Annotated in this window: 12 protein-coding genes; 6 read left to right on the top strand and 6 right to left on the bottom strand. The window is 61.3% G+C overall.

Going from position 1 to position 14,582, the window contains the following annotated elements:
• Nucleotides 1-38: 38 nt before the first annotated feature.
• The 4 genes from nuoF to HNQ65_RS00885 all read left to right on the top strand — a co-directional run bounded on the left by nuoF (nucleotide 39) and on the right by HNQ65_RS00885 (nucleotide 3,144).
• A complete protein-coding gene (nuoF, locus tag HNQ65_RS00900) occupies nucleotides 39-1,430 on the top strand; it encodes an NADH-quinone oxidoreductase subunit NuoF (RefSeq protein ID WP_184337447.1) in 1,392 nt (463 codons plus the stop codon).
• Entirely contained in the window at nucleotides 1,430-1,942 is a 513-nt protein-coding gene (locus HNQ65_RS00895; RefSeq protein ID WP_184337445.1) for a hypothetical protein, read from the top strand. Before nuoF ends, HNQ65_RS00895 begins: the two co-directional genes overlap by 1 nt.
• 72 nt (nucleotides 1,943-2,014) lie before the next feature.
• Entirely contained in the window at nucleotides 2,015-2,641 is a 627-nt protein-coding gene (locus tag HNQ65_RS00890) for a hypothetical protein (RefSeq protein ID WP_184337443.1), read from the top strand.
• 53 nt (nucleotides 2,642-2,694) lie between these two features.
• Nucleotides 2,695-3,144, top strand: a complete 450-nt coding sequence (locus tag HNQ65_RS00885) for a hypothetical protein (RefSeq protein WP_184337441.1) — start codon at nucleotides 2,695-2,697, stop codon at nucleotides 3,142-3,144.
• Between the two features lie 1,690 nt (nucleotides 3,145-4,834).
• Here HNQ65_RS00885 and HNQ65_RS00880 read toward each other — a convergent pair.
• Both HNQ65_RS00880 and HNQ65_RS00875 read right to left on the bottom strand, forming a co-directional pair.
• On the bottom strand, nucleotides 4,835-5,452 hold the full coding sequence (locus HNQ65_RS00880; protein ID WP_184337439.1) for a hypothetical protein: 618 nt from the start codon (nucleotides 5,450-5,452) through the stop codon (nucleotides 4,835-4,837).
• Between the two features lie 35 nt (nucleotides 5,453-5,487).
• Nucleotides 5,488-5,670, bottom strand: coding sequence for a hypothetical protein (locus tag HNQ65_RS00875; protein WP_184337437.1), 183 nt, complete (start codon nucleotides 5,668-5,670; stop codon nucleotides 5,488-5,490).
• Between the two features lie 199 nt (nucleotides 5,671-5,869).
• Between HNQ65_RS00875 and HNQ65_RS00870 the strand changes: the two genes are divergently transcribed.
• Nucleotides 5,870-6,451 carry a hypothetical protein gene (locus HNQ65_RS00870; RefSeq protein WP_184337435.1) on the top strand — a complete coding sequence of 194 codons (582 nt, stop codon included), beginning with the start codon at nucleotides 5,870-5,872 and terminating at the stop codon, nucleotides 6,449-6,451.
• A 35-nt stretch (nucleotides 6,452-6,486) separates the two neighbouring features.
• Here HNQ65_RS00870 and HNQ65_RS00865 read toward each other — a convergent pair whose 3' ends face one another.
• The 4 genes from HNQ65_RS00865 to HNQ65_RS00850 form a co-directional block, all read right to left on the bottom strand.
• Complete coding sequence (locus HNQ65_RS00865; protein ID WP_184337433.1) at nucleotides 6,487-9,609, bottom strand: efflux RND transporter permease subunit; 3,123 nt, start codon at nucleotides 9,607-9,609, stop codon at nucleotides 6,487-6,489.
• Between the two features lie 6 nt (nucleotides 9,610-9,615).
• On the bottom strand, nucleotides 9,616-10,791 hold the full coding sequence (locus HNQ65_RS00860) for an efflux RND transporter periplasmic adaptor subunit (protein ID WP_184337431.1): 1,176 nt from the start codon (nucleotides 10,789-10,791) through the stop codon (nucleotides 9,616-9,618).
• A 178-nt stretch (nucleotides 10,792-10,969) separates the two neighbouring features.
• Entirely contained in the window at nucleotides 10,970-13,078 is a 2,109-nt protein-coding gene (locus HNQ65_RS00855; protein ID WP_184337429.1) for an acetate--CoA ligase family protein, read from the bottom strand.
• Nucleotides 13,079-13,155: 77 nt separating this feature from the next.
• Nucleotides 13,156-13,308, bottom strand: coding sequence for a hypothetical protein (locus HNQ65_RS00850; protein WP_184337427.1), 153 nt, complete (start codon nucleotides 13,306-13,308; stop codon nucleotides 13,156-13,158).
• Between HNQ65_RS00850 and HNQ65_RS00845 the strand changes: the two genes are divergently transcribed.
• Nucleotides 13,307-14,530 carry a DUF5722 domain-containing protein gene (locus tag HNQ65_RS00845; protein ID WP_184337425.1) on the top strand — a complete coding sequence of 408 codons (1,224 nt, stop codon included), beginning with the start codon at nucleotides 13,307-13,309 and terminating at the stop codon, nucleotides 14,528-14,530. The two genes, HNQ65_RS00850 and HNQ65_RS00845, sit on opposite strands and share 2 nt — an antisense overlap.
• Nucleotides 14,531-14,582: the final 52 nt, after the last annotated feature.

Here is a 14,582-nt window from a genome sequence, read left to right as displayed (position 1 = left end):
CAGTTGCCCACCTTATTCACACTCGGATACTGCGACCCATGGCCTCCCCCGTCCAGTATCTTCCCGGAAAAGAACCCCATGCGCGTGAAAAGCGCCTGATCTTCAAGAACATCGACCGCGTCGGCTACAATCCGTCCATCGAGTGCTACCTGGAAAACGGCGGCTACGAGCAGCTCAAAAAGGCCTTCACCATGGAGCGCAGCGCCATCACCAATGAGGTGAAAGCCAGCGGCCTGCGCGGTCGTGGCGGTGCGGGCTTCCCCACCGGGGTCAAGTGGGGCTTCATCCCGCCCACAAATACGAAGCCGGTGTACCTGATCTGCAACGCCGACGAATCCGAGCCCGGCACCTTCAAAGACCGCTACATCCTGCATCAAGACCCGCACCAGCTCATCGAGGGCATGACGATCGCCTGCTTTGCCGTGGGTGCCAAGCTCTCCTACATCTACGTGCGCGAGGAGTTCCCCTACGCAGCCAAGATTCTGGAAAAGGCCATCGCCGAGGCGCATGCCAAAGGCTTCCTGGGCAAGAACATCCTCGGCTCCGGCTTTGACTGCGAGATCTTCGTGCATCGCGGTGCAGGTGCCTATATCTGCGGCGAAGAGACCGGCCTCATCGAATCCCTCGAAGGCAAGCGCCCCTACCCGCGCATCAAGCCCCCCTACTTCCCCGCTGCGCTGGGCCTCTACATGAGCCCCACCATCGTGAACAACGTGGAATCTCTCTGCCACGTGAAGCACATCATTGAAATGGGCGGCGCGGAATACGCCAAGCTCGGCACCCCAAACAACACCGGCACCCGCATCCTCTGCGTGAGCGGCGACGTGGTGAACCCCGGCTACTTTGAGGTCGAGGTGGGCAAGATCACCATGGGCGAAGTCATCGACGTGCTCTGCGGCGGCCTCAAGCCCGGCCGCAAGCTCAAGGCCATCATCCCCGGCGGCAGCTCCTCCAAGGTGCTGCGTGCCGACGAGCGCTTCAAGCTCAAGGACGGCCGCGAGATCGGCATCATGGACATCCCGATGGACTTCGACACCATCGCCCAGTGCGGCACCATGGCAGGCTCCGGCGGCGTCATCATCATGGACGACAGCCGCAGTATGACCTGGGCCATCAACAACCTGAACAACTTCTACGCGCACGAGTCCTGCGGCCAGTGCACCCCCTGCCGCGAAGGCAGCCTGTGGATGAAGAAGATCAGCGACCGCATCGTGGACGGCGACGCCAGCCCCGATGACGTGGACACCCTGGAGACCGTGGCCAACCAGATCGAAGGCAAGACCATCTGCGCCTTCGGCGAAGCCGCCTCCTGGCCCACCCAGAGCTTCATCAAGAAATTCCGCGACGAACTCAAAGGCGACTGCAAACCGGACCTCACCGGCAAGATCGTCAATGAAGAGACGCAGGTGGCCGTGGCTGGGATGGCCTGATGGCCTCCCCCACGGACAAGCAGAAGCTCTGGAGCTTCAGGCGGTGGATGATCGTGGTGGTCGTCGCTGTGCTGGTGCGGGCGGTTGGCACCTACGTGAGCGAAAAGAGAAACGTCGAGTACGGTTCGTGGAACGGCACCAATTTCATGATGGGAACCATGCGCCAACTCATCACCCCAGAGTACGTGTCCTCAAAGATCGGCCCCTCAAGCCCGCGCGATGAGGTGCTGATGCGCACAGACTGGAAATTCGACGAAGCCATGGTGAAAGAGATTGGCATGCCATGGAACCCCGCCACGCCCAACCGAGACGGCTGGGGTTCGCTCTGGTACATCATCTGCGACTTCAACAACGACGGCAAAGTCCCCAATCCCGAACTCTTGACCGTGCCGCCCAAGCCCGGTGCCACGCAGAAGGAACTCAACGTGCGCATCGCCATCTTCTCCGCCGGGGCTGATGGAGACCCGGCCACATGGGAGGATAATCAGCCGCCGGGGTTTAAGGGATGGTAGGGGGCGGGCAGTGAGACGGCAGTGTTGATTCGGCACTCGACATTGGCAACGGTCATCGTTTAAAACACACCCATGAATGACGAACGGCGCATCGACCGCATGGCTGGATGCGCTTGTCTCGGGAAAGGCATGCTTGCCGCAGGAGCCGTGGCGGTGGCTCTCTTTTGCCTTCTCCATTTGAATCAGTGCTTTTTCATGACGGATAGCGGTGGTGTCCAGATGCAGGTCAGGGCCGTCGCTAAAGACCTTCAGATGGCGCTCGAGCTGTATAGAGCCGACTACCATCGCTTTCCGGTGCCCGCACCGAGCGCATCCCATTCAGACCTCGCCCTTCGCTCACGCGGCCTCATGCTTCCTGTTTTGATCGGCAAAGACGTTGAGGGACTCAATCTCAAGCAGATCAAATTCATCGATCTCCCGATGGCCAGAGATCGTAAAAGCGGCCTCTGGAATGACGACGCGGAATGGGTGCTCAGCGACCGCTGGGGCGAGCCTTTTTACATCGTCCTCGATACGAATGGAGACGGCAAGATCGCCAACCCGGAATCTGCAGCCGACAGGTCGGATTCGGAATACGCCAAGCTCGAAACCTACCCACCCCCTGCTGAGCTGCCTCTAGGTGTCATTGTCTATTCCGCTGGAAAAGACCGCGATCCCAAGACCTGGCGCGACAACATCTGCACCTGGCGGTGGCCCTGAGGCAGACCACACCCGCTACCGCACACAAGATTCCTTTCCCGCCTTCCCATCCCATGAAACGCTTCACCGCCCTGCGCACCGCGAAGATCGCTGCTGCCATTGTCGCACCGCTGACGGTGATGACCTTGTATCTCAACATTGCGCATGATTGGTGGAGTGACTGGAGACTTTACTTGCTGTGCGTCTTTCTCCTGATCTGCTGCACCCCCGATTTGTGCACCGACCCAGCGACCGAGGATGAAGCCGCCCGTGCCAACCATCTCAATTTCGGCACTCTGATCTGGAGCCTCACCTGCTGGCTCTTTTTCTCATGGGTAAGCGACCAGCCGGAGGCGGCAGCCTTCTTCACCTCGCTCAAGCCCCGGCTCAAAGACTGGAAGCTCACCACCGTCATGGCGCTCCTATGCCTGCAACTGATGCGCATGGGCCTGCGCCGGGCGCTGGCCTTCAGCATGACCGATCTCTACCCCCACCTGCGGCGGGCCGGGAAATCGGAGACCTGAGGGGCATGCTCGCGGGCCCAGGTCCGCAGAGCCTCATTCCCGTGGAGACGGAGAAACTTCTCCAACTTCTCCAATTTCTCCACAGGGGTGTACACGCACGCGGTGCATGCCCGGTAGAAACTTCTCCAACTTCTCCAATTTCTCCGTGGGGGTATACACGCATGCGGCGCATGCCCGGGAGAAACTTCCGCAAATTCCCCAAATTCCTCGGGGGGGTATGCACGCACGGAGTCTGGAGTGGGGAAAAACCACGGTCCCGCTCCTTGAGAACTGCAGGCCAGCGCGGGCTGATGCCGCTCAACACCCAATCCATTGCCTGCCAGATCACATCGCTGAAAAGCTGTGTGCCACGGCTGGTGGCCGGGGATGGAATGGAACAACCTCTCTGGCTGGCCAGGAGTGGCAGTCTGGACGGGTGGATCAGTCTTGATATGTCATCTCATGGAATGCTATGGAATATGATGACATGCTATGGTTTCATGCTCTGTGGTTCCCTCATCTGGTAAGATGACTGTTGGGAGGAGTGTTTGCCATCCGATTGTGGCAGACTTTTCTCAAACAGGTGTGCTGAGCGGCGCTCAGGGCGTGGGTTGGGTGTGTTTGGCGCAGGCTGGCTGGTCAAGCCATGCACACCTCTCCGCCAAACCGCCCGACCACCAGGACGCTCGTACGCCACCGTGCATGCCCTACGCTGATGGACGGGCCCATTCTTCGCACCGAGTGCTTCGAAGGGCTTACGGGCTGTCGCCACACCCATCCTACGACAACCTGAAGGCAGCCAGTCCTCTGCCGTAGATGGGATCGGGACGATCCCACGCATCAAGAAGGCCGATGTATCCACGGAACCTCTGTGAAGCATGATGAGCCAAGACACCATGCGCGTGCATACCCCCCCGAGGAATTTGGGGAATTTGCGGAAGTTTCTCCGCATGCAGACCGCGCTGGGGTTTCCCACCAGGGCATTCAGCACACGCTGGGCAGCGGCGGCTGGGGGACCAGCCGCCCTACCCGCCTTGGGCATGCGCGCGCCCAGCGCGAGAAGGTAGGGAGGGCTGTCCCCAGCCCTCCGCCTTCGGAGCCCTGTGTCTGCTAGAAACCCACTCGCACTGAGAGCCGGTCATCCTTCTCTTCCTCCTACTCCTCCTCTTCCTCTCGGAAAGGGAGGAGGAGTAAAAGTAGGAGGAAGAGGAAGAGGAAGATGGCAGCTAGCGATGAGGGATGAACTATCTGGGTGTGTCCAGTACCACAGACCACGGCGGCTGGGGGACCAGCCGCCCTACCTGTGCTGGGCATGCGAGCGCTCAGCGCGAGAAGGTAGGGAGGGCTGTCCCCAGCCCTCCGTGTGGACAGGATGCGCGGACTACTGGCATGATGTGTCTGCGGAGCCCAGTGTATGGAGCTTGTGGTGGGGGAGGACCTACGTGGGTGTTTGCAGCATGGCAGACCACGGCGCTTGGAGGACCAAGCGCCCTACCTGTGCTGGGCATGCGTATACCCCCACGGAGAAATTGGAGAAGATGGAGAAGTTTCTCCGATAGCCCACGCCACTGCGTGCATACCCCTGCGGAGAAGTTGGAGAAGTTGGAGAAGTTTCTCCACCGACAGTCTGTGTATGCGTACACCCCCCCGCTGAATTTACTGAAATTGCGGAAGTTTCTCCGCTGGCAGACCGGTTTCGGGGGCCGTCCAGTCACTCCGCCTTGCGGATCACGCGGACGGCGTAGATCTTGGCGGTGAGGTCGGAGAGCTTGACGGGCTGCTTGTCATCGCGCAGGGGGTCGCGGGCGAGGTAGTCCTGCCCGTCTTTGCCGACGATGATGCACCAGTGCTGGATGCCGCCGAGCAGGAAGTATTTGACCACCGGATAGGCCCCGTGCTCCAGGGCGGTGTCCATGACCTTGTGACTGGCGGCGGGGTGGTAGTCGGCGGTCAGCTTGCTGTCTGTGACGCGCGGGATGGCCTTCCATACCACCCAGCCCTGAGGGAGAAAGCCGTCGTGCTTGATGAGGCGCTCGTTCAGCTCCTTGGGGGTCAGGTCCACCCCGAGATTGCAGCAGGCCATGGCCACGCTGGAGACGAGGCAGCCGTGGCTGCCCAGAGTGCCGGTGGAGGGGCCGAGCTGGTCGGCGGCCCAGCGTTTGTCCTTCTGCAGGTGGGTTTTGCCACCATCCGGCAGGCGGATGTGCAAATCCCTGCCGCCGGTGGCAGGGATCGAAGGGGAAAAGCGCGCCCAGCAGGTGCGCAGCACGACGCAGCTGGTGGCCAGGATGACCAGAGCCAACAGGCCGATGAAGGCGTAGCGGCGCATGGAAAAGGCGGAAGAAACCGGAAAAGCGGGAGCTCTTAGTGGTGCTCCTTCTTCTCGCCGTGTTCGGCGGGCTTGGCATGGGCGTCGCCATGACCTTCGCCGTGGGCCTTGTGCATGCCTTCATGCAGCACCTGGGTTTCCTTCCAGCTATGCTGGTCGCAGGAGGTGGTGGCAAGAACGATGGCGGCGGCGCAGAAGAGGAACGAGGCGGTTTTCATGAGAAATCGGAGTGCCCCATCCTATCGGGAGAGCGGCGGGGTGCAAATGGCAATTCTGGGGTGGAAAAGTTGTCCGGTTGCGCCGCAAAAGGACAATTCCACAAATAATTGATTCCATCACCGCACTGACCATTCTTCTTTCTCCTTCTTTCTCCAAGACCAAAAAACCGAAGCAAACCAACCACCCATCACATTTTTCATGTTGCCTTCAGACACACTAGAAGCAGCCACCATTGGCGCTTGGGTGGAAGACACTCTTTTAGTGGACTACGATTTTCATCCCGAAATCATTGGCGATTCCAGCCTTATTTATAAGCAGAGCAAGGCCGGCAGTTTTTTAACAGCCCTGCTGGACGGCATCCCATCGCAACGACCAGAGTGGGCAGGAGTGACTCAAAAAGTAAGCGACGTGTTCTTTCGAGGACTAAGCACCTACCTAGCTGAGACCTCCAGTCATTTGGTCCAGGTATTTTGCCACGACGGTGCGTGTTGGGTGATCGGGCGTATCCAAAAGTTAAATTCAGAACCACTTTACCTACCCTGGATACTTGGCCTGTTGCACAGTGAACCCGCTGATCAGGGTGGTGCCACCTATCTCATGCTGCTAGCTGATGACCGAAAGTCTGCGCTCGTGTTGGCGGACATCCCGTACGAGCAGAATACCCAACCGTACGTGGAAGGTTTTTGCATTGTCTTTCACGGAGACGATGAACGAACATTACGCTTCATGCGCCATCTCGAGAATGCCACATCACCAAACACAGAAGCCATTCTTCTCTGAGATTCGCCAGCCAACCCAGTTGCGGCGCAACTGGGCTACTTCACCTCCGCCTTCAGCGGCTTCACGCGGAAGAGGCGCAGGATGACCACAAAGTAGAGAGGCACGAAGAACAGGCCCAGCAGCGTGGTGGTCACGGCTCCGCCCACGATGCCGGTGCCGATGGCGTTCTGGCTGCCGGAGCCTGCGCCGGTATTCGTGGCCAGGGGCAGCACGCCCAGGCCGAAGGCGATGGAGGTCATCAGAATGGGGCGCAGTCGCTGGCGGACGGCGTGCAGCGCGGCCTCGATGAGCGTGGCTCCCCGGTCAAAGTGCTCCTTGGCAAACTCCACCACGAGGATGGCGTTTTTGGCGGAGAGGCCGATGATGGTGATGAGGCCAATTTGAAAGTAGATGTCATTGGGCATGCCGCGCCACTGCGTGGCCGCCACCACACCCAGCGCACCGAGGGGCATGTCCATCATGACGGAAAACGGGATGGCCCAGCTCTCATACAGCGCCGCCAGACAGAGGAAGACCATGAGCAGCGCGATGATGTAAAGCTGCGCGGATTTGGAGCCGGAAAGCTGCTCCTCATACGACAGCCCCGCCCAGGCCACGCCGATGCCCACGGGCAGAGATCTGGCCATGCGCTCGATCTCCTTGATGGCCTCGCCGGAGCTGTGGCCGGGCGCTGGCTCTCCCTGGATGGAGAGGGAGGAGGCTCCATTAAAACGCTCCAGCTTGGGCGATCCCATTTTCCATGATCCGGTGGAAAAGGCGGAAAACGGCACCATGCCGCCCTGGGCATTGCGCACATACCAGCGGCCAATATCCTCTGGCAGCATGCGGTAGGGCGCATCTCCCTGCAGCATGACGCGCTTCACGCGGTTCTTGTCGATGAAATCATTGACGTAGGTGGAGCCGAGGATGGTGCTGAGGGAGGCATTGATCTCCGCGAGAGAGAGGCCCAGCGCGCTGGCTTTCTCCTGATCCACATCGATCTGATACACGGAGGTGTCTGCCAGCCCGTTGGGACGCACGGAGGTGAGGATGGGATTCTGCGCCGACATGCCGAGCAGCTGGCCCTGCGCGGCCATGAGCGCGTCATGCCCCAGACCACCGAGATCGACAAGACGGAGGTCAAAGCCGGTGGCGGTGCCCAGCTCCAGCACGGCGGGCGGAGCGAAGGCAAAGGCCAGCGCCTCCTTGATCTGCATGAACTTGCCCATGGCGCGGCCCTGGATGGCCTTGACCTTTTGAGAGGGCAGCTTGCGCTCGTCCCAGGGCTTGAGCTTCACAAACATGAGCACCTGGTTCTGCGCATTGCCGCTGAAGCTGAACCCCAGCACGCCAAAGCCGCCTTCCACCACCTCCTTCTCCTCCTCGAAGAAATGCGTCTCCATTTTCTTGAGCACCTCATCGGCCTGCTCACGTGTGGAGCCGGGTGGCAGCTGCGCCATGGCAAAGAGCACGCCGGTGTCCTCGTCCGGCAGGAAGCCGGTGGGCGCACGCTCAAAGAGATACACCACCGCTGCAGCGATGGCTGCGTAGGGGATGAGCGCGAGCACGTAATGCTTGAGGAACTTGCCCACCGCATGCGCGTAGCTGTCGGCCACACGCTCAAAGCCGCGATTGAACCAGCCGAAGGGGCCGCGTTTGGTGATGCCATGATCCTTGGCCACGGGCTTGAGCAGCGTGGCGCAGAGCGCGGGCGTGAGGATGAGGGCCACGAGAACGGAGAGCGTGACCGAGCTGACGATGATGAGTGAGAACTGCCGGTAGATGACGCCGCTGGACCCGGTGAAGAAGGCCATGGGCACAAAGGCCGCGCTGAGCACCAGACCGATGCCGACGAGCGCACCGCTGATCTGATCCATGGACTTGCGCGTGGCCTCCTTCGGAGACAGCCCTTCCTCCTGCATCACGCGCTCCACGTTTTCCACCACCACGATGGCATCGTCCACCAGCAGGCCGATGGCCAGCACGAGGCCGAAGAGGGTGAGCGTATTGATGGAGTAGCCCGCCGCCGCCATGACACCAAAGGTGCCCAGCAGCACCACCGGCACGGCGATGGTGGGGATCAGCGTGGCGCGCCAGCTCTGCAGGAAGATGAACATCACCAGGAAGACGAGCACGATGGCCTCGATCAGAGTCTTGACCACCTCCTCCACGGAGATGCGGACAAACTGCGTGGTGTCATACGGAAAGATGGCCTTCACGCCGGGCGGGAAGAATTGCGAGAGCTCCTCCACCTTCTTTTTCACGATGTCCACGGTCTCCAGCGCATTGGCCCCCAGCGCAGGGCGGATGGCCATGCCGCTGGCGGGCATGCCATTGTAGCGCGCCATCACGTTGTAGGATTCGCTGCCCAGTTCGGTGCGGGCCACATCCCGCAGAAAGACACGCGAGCCGTCCTGGCTCACGCGCAGGAGGATGCCGCCAAACTGCTCCGGCGTCTGCAGCCTGCTCTGCGCCATCACGGTGGCATTGAGCAGCTGCCCCTGCGCGGCCGGCAGAGCGCCCAGCGCCCCGGCGGAAACCTGGGCATTCTGCGCACGCACGGCGAGGATGACGTCATTGGAGGTCAGCTGGTATTTGTTCAGCTTGTCGGGGTCCAGCCAGATGCGCATGGCGTACTGCGTGCCAAAGGCCTGAATCTCCCCCACCCCCTGCAGGCGGCTGATGGGATCACGCATCACGCTGGCATTGTAGTCAGCGAGGTCGGTGTTGCTCATGCTGCCGTCCGTGGAAATGAGGCCGACCACGATGAGGAAATTGCGCACAGATTTGTTCACCTGCACGCCCTGCTGCTGCACCTCCTGCGGCAGCGAGGGCAGCGCCAGCGAGACTTTGTTCTGCACCTGCACCTGCGCGGTGTCCGCATTGGCCTCGCCGTCAAACGTCACGGTGATGGTGGCCGTGCCGTCCGAGGTGCTGGAGCTTTCGATGTAGCGCAGATGGTCGATGCCATTGAGCCGCTGCTCGATGACCTGCGTCACGGTGTCTTCCAGTGTCTTGGCCGAGGCACCGGGATACGTGGCAATGATGGCGATGGTGGGCGGCGCAATGTTGGGATACTGCGCGATGGGCAGGGTCTCGATCGAGAGCGCCCCCGCCAGCATGATGATGATGGCGATGACCCACGCGAAGACAGGCCGGTCGATGAAGAAGCGGGACATCGTGGGTTATTTGGCAGCGCTGGAGGTTTGAGCAGGCGCGGCAGAGTCAGGGGCAGCCACCTTCACCGGCGCACCGGGACGGATCTTTTGAAGGTTGTTGATGATGAGCTGGTCTCCCGCCTTGAGGCCGGAGGTCACCATCCACTGGTTCCCCACGGCGCGGGGCGTCTCCAGCACGCGCAGCTCCACCTTGCTCTCAGCACCCACGACCATCGCCGTCGGCTCGCCCTTGGAGTTGCGCGTCACAGCCAGCTGCGGCACCAGGATGGCATCTGGTGTGGTGCCTTCTTCCAGCCGCGCACGCACAAACATGCCGGGCAGCAGTTCATTGCGCGGATTGGGAAAGACCGCACGCACAGTCACGGAATTGGTCAGCGTATTCACCGTCACGTCGGAAACTTCCAGAGAACCCTCCTCAGGATAGATCTCGCCGTTTTCATACACGAGCTTCACCCGCGCCTGACCGGCGGCATCGGCCTTCAGCTTGCCGCTGGTCAGCGCCTGCTTTAGCCGCAGCAGGTCACTGCTGGGCTGGTTCACGTCCACGTACACGCGGTCGATCTGCTGCACGGTGGTCAGCAGCGTGGCCTGATCAGTGCGCACGTAGGCACCCTCCGTCACTTGAGAGAGGCCGATGCGGCCGGTGATCGGCGCAGTGACCTTGGTGTAGTCCAGATTGATGCGTGCGGTCTTCACGGCGGCTTTTCCCAGCAGCACTTCCGCTTCGTTCACGCGCTTGCTGCCGGATGCCTCGTCAAAGTCCTGCTTGCTGATGGCACGGGAGTCGATGAGCGACTGCATGCGGTTGAGCTTGAGCATGGCGGAGTTCAGGCTGGCCTCGGCACGCGCCAGGGTTCCTTGCGCGCTTTCCAGAGAGGCCTCATACTGCGCGGGGTCGATTTCATAGAGCACCTGCCCTTCCTTCACATCGCTGCCCTCTTTGAAGAGACGCTTCAATACAATGCCGCTCACGCGCGCACGCACCTCCGCCACGCGGAAGGCCGAGATGCGCCCCGGCAGATCTTGCGTGAGAGTGACGGGGGAAGTCTTCACGGTAATGACTCCCACTTCGAGGGGACCGGCGGCCATGGGCGCGGCAGGCGGCGGGCCGGAGGAGGGCTTCCCACAGCTCGCGAGACCCAGCGCCAGAACGATCAGGGGATGCTTCAAAAGGGTCTTCATGCTCACAGAGTTCGTTTGATGCGCCTACATGGATGCGGGGCATCTTTAAGACGCAGTCCATACCAGCAACCCGTCTGTGTGCCAACTGTGCGGTGGTTTCATTTTAAACACATGCCCGCCGCCACAAGAAGACGCGGCCGAGCACCTATGACCTAGGTCACCTATGCCACCTCAGCTCCTACAGCCCGGATCTTAGAAGCACGCGTGCATCCAGCGCCACGACTCCATCGGCTGTGGCCAGGAGGGGATTAATGTCCAGCTCCACGATTCGGCGCTCGTGCTGCAGCAGGCGGGCAAATTTGACCAGCACCGCATCGAGCGCCGAAAGATCCACCGCAGGCTGAGCGCGCACGCCATGCAGCACTTTGGAGATCCTCGTCTGCTCCACCCAGCGGCGCGCCAGGGCGTGGTTCAGCGGTGGCAGTGCCAGGACATGATCCTTCAGCACCTCCACCAGCGTGCCTCCTGCGCCAAAGAGCAGCACCGGGCCAAACTGCGCATCCGTGCTGGCCCCCAGAATGAGCTCCACGCCCTTCTGCGTCATCATGCGCTGCACGGTAACTCCATCAAAAGCAGCAAGACCATGCACATGCGTGACATTGTCACGGATGAGCCTCCACGCCTGCTGCACGGCGGCAGCATTCATGAGATTGAGCTGCACACCACCGCAGTCGCTTTTGTGTGTGATGGTGCTGCTCAGCAGCTTCAGCACCACAGGGTAGCCGATGGCCTCCGCAGCCTCGACGGCGGCGTCTTCGGTGTAGGCGATGCGTGTTTCCACAATGGGAATGCCCGCCACGCTGAGCAGCTGCTTGGCCTCCTGTTCATTCATCAGGGTGCGTCCGCTTTTCAGCACAGCATCGATCATGTCTCCCACCAGCGGCAGTTCCACGTCATCGTCTTCAGCGTGGGCGTTGAGAGTCTCGCTCAGCAGCGTGAGGCGGATGCGGTGCTCCCGCATGCGCACAAAGGCATGCGCGGCCTCATCCGGGTAGTCATAGGTGGGCACGCCTGCAGCGTTCAGGACGCCGCGCCCCTCCTGCACACACTGCGCACCCATCCAGCTGGCCAGCAGCGGCTTGCCAAAACCTGCCGCGATCTGCGCCACCTCGCGTGCGATCTCCGTGGGCTGCGTCATGGCCTGCGGCGTGAGGATGGCCAGCACGCCATCCACGCCCGGATCTCCGGCCACAATGCGCAGCGCCTGCGCAAAGCGAGCGGCATCGGCATCGCCCAGCACATCCACCGGGTTGTTGTGGCTCCAGCTTTGGGGCAGCACGGCATTCAGCGCCGCCATGCTCTGCGCGGAGAGCTCCGCCAGCAGGCCCTGGCCCAGCACAAGCGCATCCGTGGCCAGCGCGCCGGGGCCGCCTGCATTCGTCACAATGCCTAGCCGCCTGCCGGTAGGCAGTGGCTGCTTGGCCAGCACCTCGGCCATGTCAAAAAGCTCCTCGATCGTGTCCACCCGCAGCACCCCACTCTGGCGCAACGCGGCATCCAGCACGGCATCGCTGCCTGTCAGAGCGCCGGTGTGGGAGGCCGCCACACGGGAAGCCTCGGCGGTGCGTCCCACCTTGATCACCACGATGGGCTTCTGCGCCGCCACGGCGCGTGCCGCCGCGAGAAACGCCGCCGCATCCGCGCCCACGGATTCCATGTAGATCACGATGCTGCTGGTGTGCGGATCTTCTCCAAAGTAGCGAATCAGATCTCCCCAGCCGACATCGGCCATGGCCCCGGTGGAGACAAAGGCGCTGAAGCCCACATACTGATCGTGGCTCCAGTCGAGGATGGCTGTACACAGCGCACCGCTCTGACTCAGAAAGGCCACGCGTCCCGGCAGCGCCCGGCTGCTGGCAAAGGTGGCATTCAGCCCCGCATGCGGGTTCATGAGACCGAGGCAGTTGGGCCCAATAAGGCGCACGCCATGCTTGCGTGCCGCAGCCAGCACCTCGGCCTCCAGCCGCGTACCTTCGGCACCGGTTTCCTTAAATCCAGCAGAGATCACCACCACCGCCCGCACTCCGGCAGCACCGGCCTCCTCAACCAGCGCAGTCACGGTGGGCGCAGGCGTCACGATCACCACCAGCTCCGGCACCTCCGGCAGTGCGGCGATAGATGGATAAGCCCGCACACCGCAGACTTCCGCCCGCTTGGCATTCACCGGATACACCGTGCCCGCAAAGCCGCGCAGGTTTTCCCAGATGGCCAGCCCCACGCTGCCCGCGCGCTCCGTGGCTCCGACGAGGGCGATGCTGCGTGGCTGGAAAAAAGAAGCAAGAGACATACCGCAACCTACGGACGAACCTCCCCGCGTCTCAACGCATGTTGTGCTTTGCTGCGAAGTTTCTGGCCTTTTCCGGACTACTCATCCCCCGCACAGCAGGAGCCGCAGGCGATGTAACAGTCGTCGCAGATGTGCTCGTCTCCCACCTTCGTGGCCTCCAGTGCACCACAATGCGTGCAGCAGGCGGCTTGCGGTTGCTCCTTGGCTGCGCTGATTGTCTCTTCACTCATGCGTCATCTTCTTCTCGCCCTCCTGCTTGTGCAATCCGTGTTTGCCCAAAACACGGACCCATTCCCCACCCCGCCAGATCAGAAGGGCCTGCAGGTGCAGATGGTCGATGATGCGCTGGCGCTGGGCATCCACCATGCGGGGATCAATGTGAATCTGACGGCGCTGTATGATGCGGCATCCAAGCCTGAGAGCGGCAGCTTTGTTTTCAATCAAAAGTACCTCGCCTCTCTGGACCGTCAGATCAAGCCGCTCTCCGCCAAAGGCGTGGTGGTGTATCTCATCCTCATCGCCTATCCTTCCAAGAATCCAGCCATCGACTCCGTGGTGCTGCATCCCGGGCACCGCAAAGACTACAAGTTCAGCGTCGGCGCGGTAAACACGACCAACGGCTATCTCAATGCGGTGATGAACCTGCTGGCGGAATACTGGAGCGGCGCGCACCCGGAGCATGGGCGCGTGTGGGGCTGGATCATCGGCAACGAGGTGAACTCCCACTTCCTCTGGAACAACATGGGCCTCGTACCGCTTGAAACCGCCGCCAGCGAATATGAAAAGGCTTTCCGCATCATGCATAGCGCCATCCGCAGGCACTCGCTGCATGCGCGCACTTATCTCTCCTCCGATCATCACTGGACGAGCAGCATGCACAATGTCAGCGTGCAGGAGGCCACACCGGGCCGGGAGTTTCTCGACACCTTTGCACGGCTGGTGCGCGAGCGCGGAGACTTCGACTGGAATGTGGCCTGGCACCCCTACCCCGAAGATCTGGGAAACCCGCGCGCTTGGACGGACAAAACCGTGACTCACGATGACAGCAGCAACAAGGTCACCTTTAAAAACTTGGAGGTGCTGGCCAAACATCTGGCCAAGCCCGAGCTGCTTTATGATGGAAAGCCACGCCGCATCATCCTCAGCGAGCAGGGCTTCCATACCCTTCTCACGCCTGAAGGAGAAAAACTGCAGGCCGCAGCCTACGCTTATGCCTGGGAAAAAATTCAGACGCTGCCCACCGTGGATGCCTTCATTTACCACCGCCATGTGGACCATGCCCAGGAGGGCGGTTTGCGGTTGGGCCTATGGCGCAATGCACCCAACTCCATCGCCACCCCGCATAGCAAGAAGCTGATTTATGATCTCTTCCTGAAGGCAGGCACGGCGGAATGGCGTGCTTCAGCGGATGCACTGCTGCCGGTAACAGGCTTGAAGAGCTGGGCAGAGTAAGAGCAAACTCCAGATCGAGAGAGCGCCTCCCGCCACGGATTGATACAATTGT

Origin of the sequence: Prosthecobacter vanneervenii (genome assembly GCF_014203095.1) — a bacterium.
GTDB classification, from domain to species: Bacteria; Verrucomicrobiota; Verrucomicrobiia; order Verrucomicrobiales; family Verrucomicrobiaceae; genus Prosthecobacter; species Prosthecobacter vanneervenii.
Note: the sequence above shows the minus strand (reverse complement) of the source record. Positions and strands in the feature narration are given on the sequence as shown.

What these genes read in the sequence shown, in the direction of transcription:
- nuoF (WP_184337447.1), top strand. Translation starts at nt 39, where the DNA reads ATGGCCTCCCCCGTCCAGTATCTTCCCGGAAAAGAACCCCATGCGCGT.
- HNQ65_RS00860 (WP_184337431.1), bottom strand. Translation starts at nt 10,791, where the DNA reads ATGAAGACCCTTTTGAAGCATCCCCTGATCGTTCTGGCGCTGGGTCTC.
- HNQ65_RS00880 (WP_184337439.1), bottom strand. Translation starts at nt 5,452, where the DNA reads ATGCGCCGCTACGCCTTCATCGGCCTGTTGGCTCTGGTCATCCTGGCC.
- HNQ65_RS00845 (WP_184337425.1), top strand. Translation starts at nt 13,307, where the DNA reads ATGCGTCATCTTCTTCTCGCCCTCCTGCTTGTGCAATCCGTGTTTGCC.
- HNQ65_RS00865 (WP_184337433.1), bottom strand. Translation starts at nt 9,609, where the DNA reads ATGTCCCGCTTCTTCATCGACCGGCCTGTCTTCGCGTGGGTCATCGCC.
- HNQ65_RS00895 (WP_184337445.1), top strand. Translation starts at nt 1,430, where the DNA reads ATGGCCTCCCCCACGGACAAGCAGAAGCTCTGGAGCTTCAGGCGGTGG.
- HNQ65_RS00855 (WP_184337429.1), bottom strand. Translation starts at nt 13,078, where the DNA reads ATGTCTCTTGCTTCTTTTTTCCAGCCACGCAGCATCGCCCTCGTCGGA.
- HNQ65_RS00885 (WP_184337441.1), top strand. Translation starts at nt 2,695, where the DNA reads ATGAAACGCTTCACCGCCCTGCGCACCGCGAAGATCGCTGCTGCCATT.
- HNQ65_RS00870 (WP_184337435.1), top strand. Translation starts at nt 5,870, where the DNA reads ATGTTGCCTTCAGACACACTAGAAGCAGCCACCATTGGCGCTTGGGTG.
- HNQ65_RS00875 (WP_184337437.1), bottom strand. Translation starts at nt 5,670, where the DNA reads ATGAAAACCGCCTCGTTCCTCTTCTGCGCCGCCGCCATCGTTCTTGCC.
- HNQ65_RS00850 (WP_184337427.1), bottom strand. Translation starts at nt 13,308, where the DNA reads ATGAGTGAAGAGACAATCAGCGCAGCCAAGGAGCAACCGCAAGCCGCC.
- HNQ65_RS00890 (WP_184337443.1), top strand. Translation starts at nt 2,015, where the DNA reads ATGAATGACGAACGGCGCATCGACCGCATGGCTGGATGCGCTTGTCTC.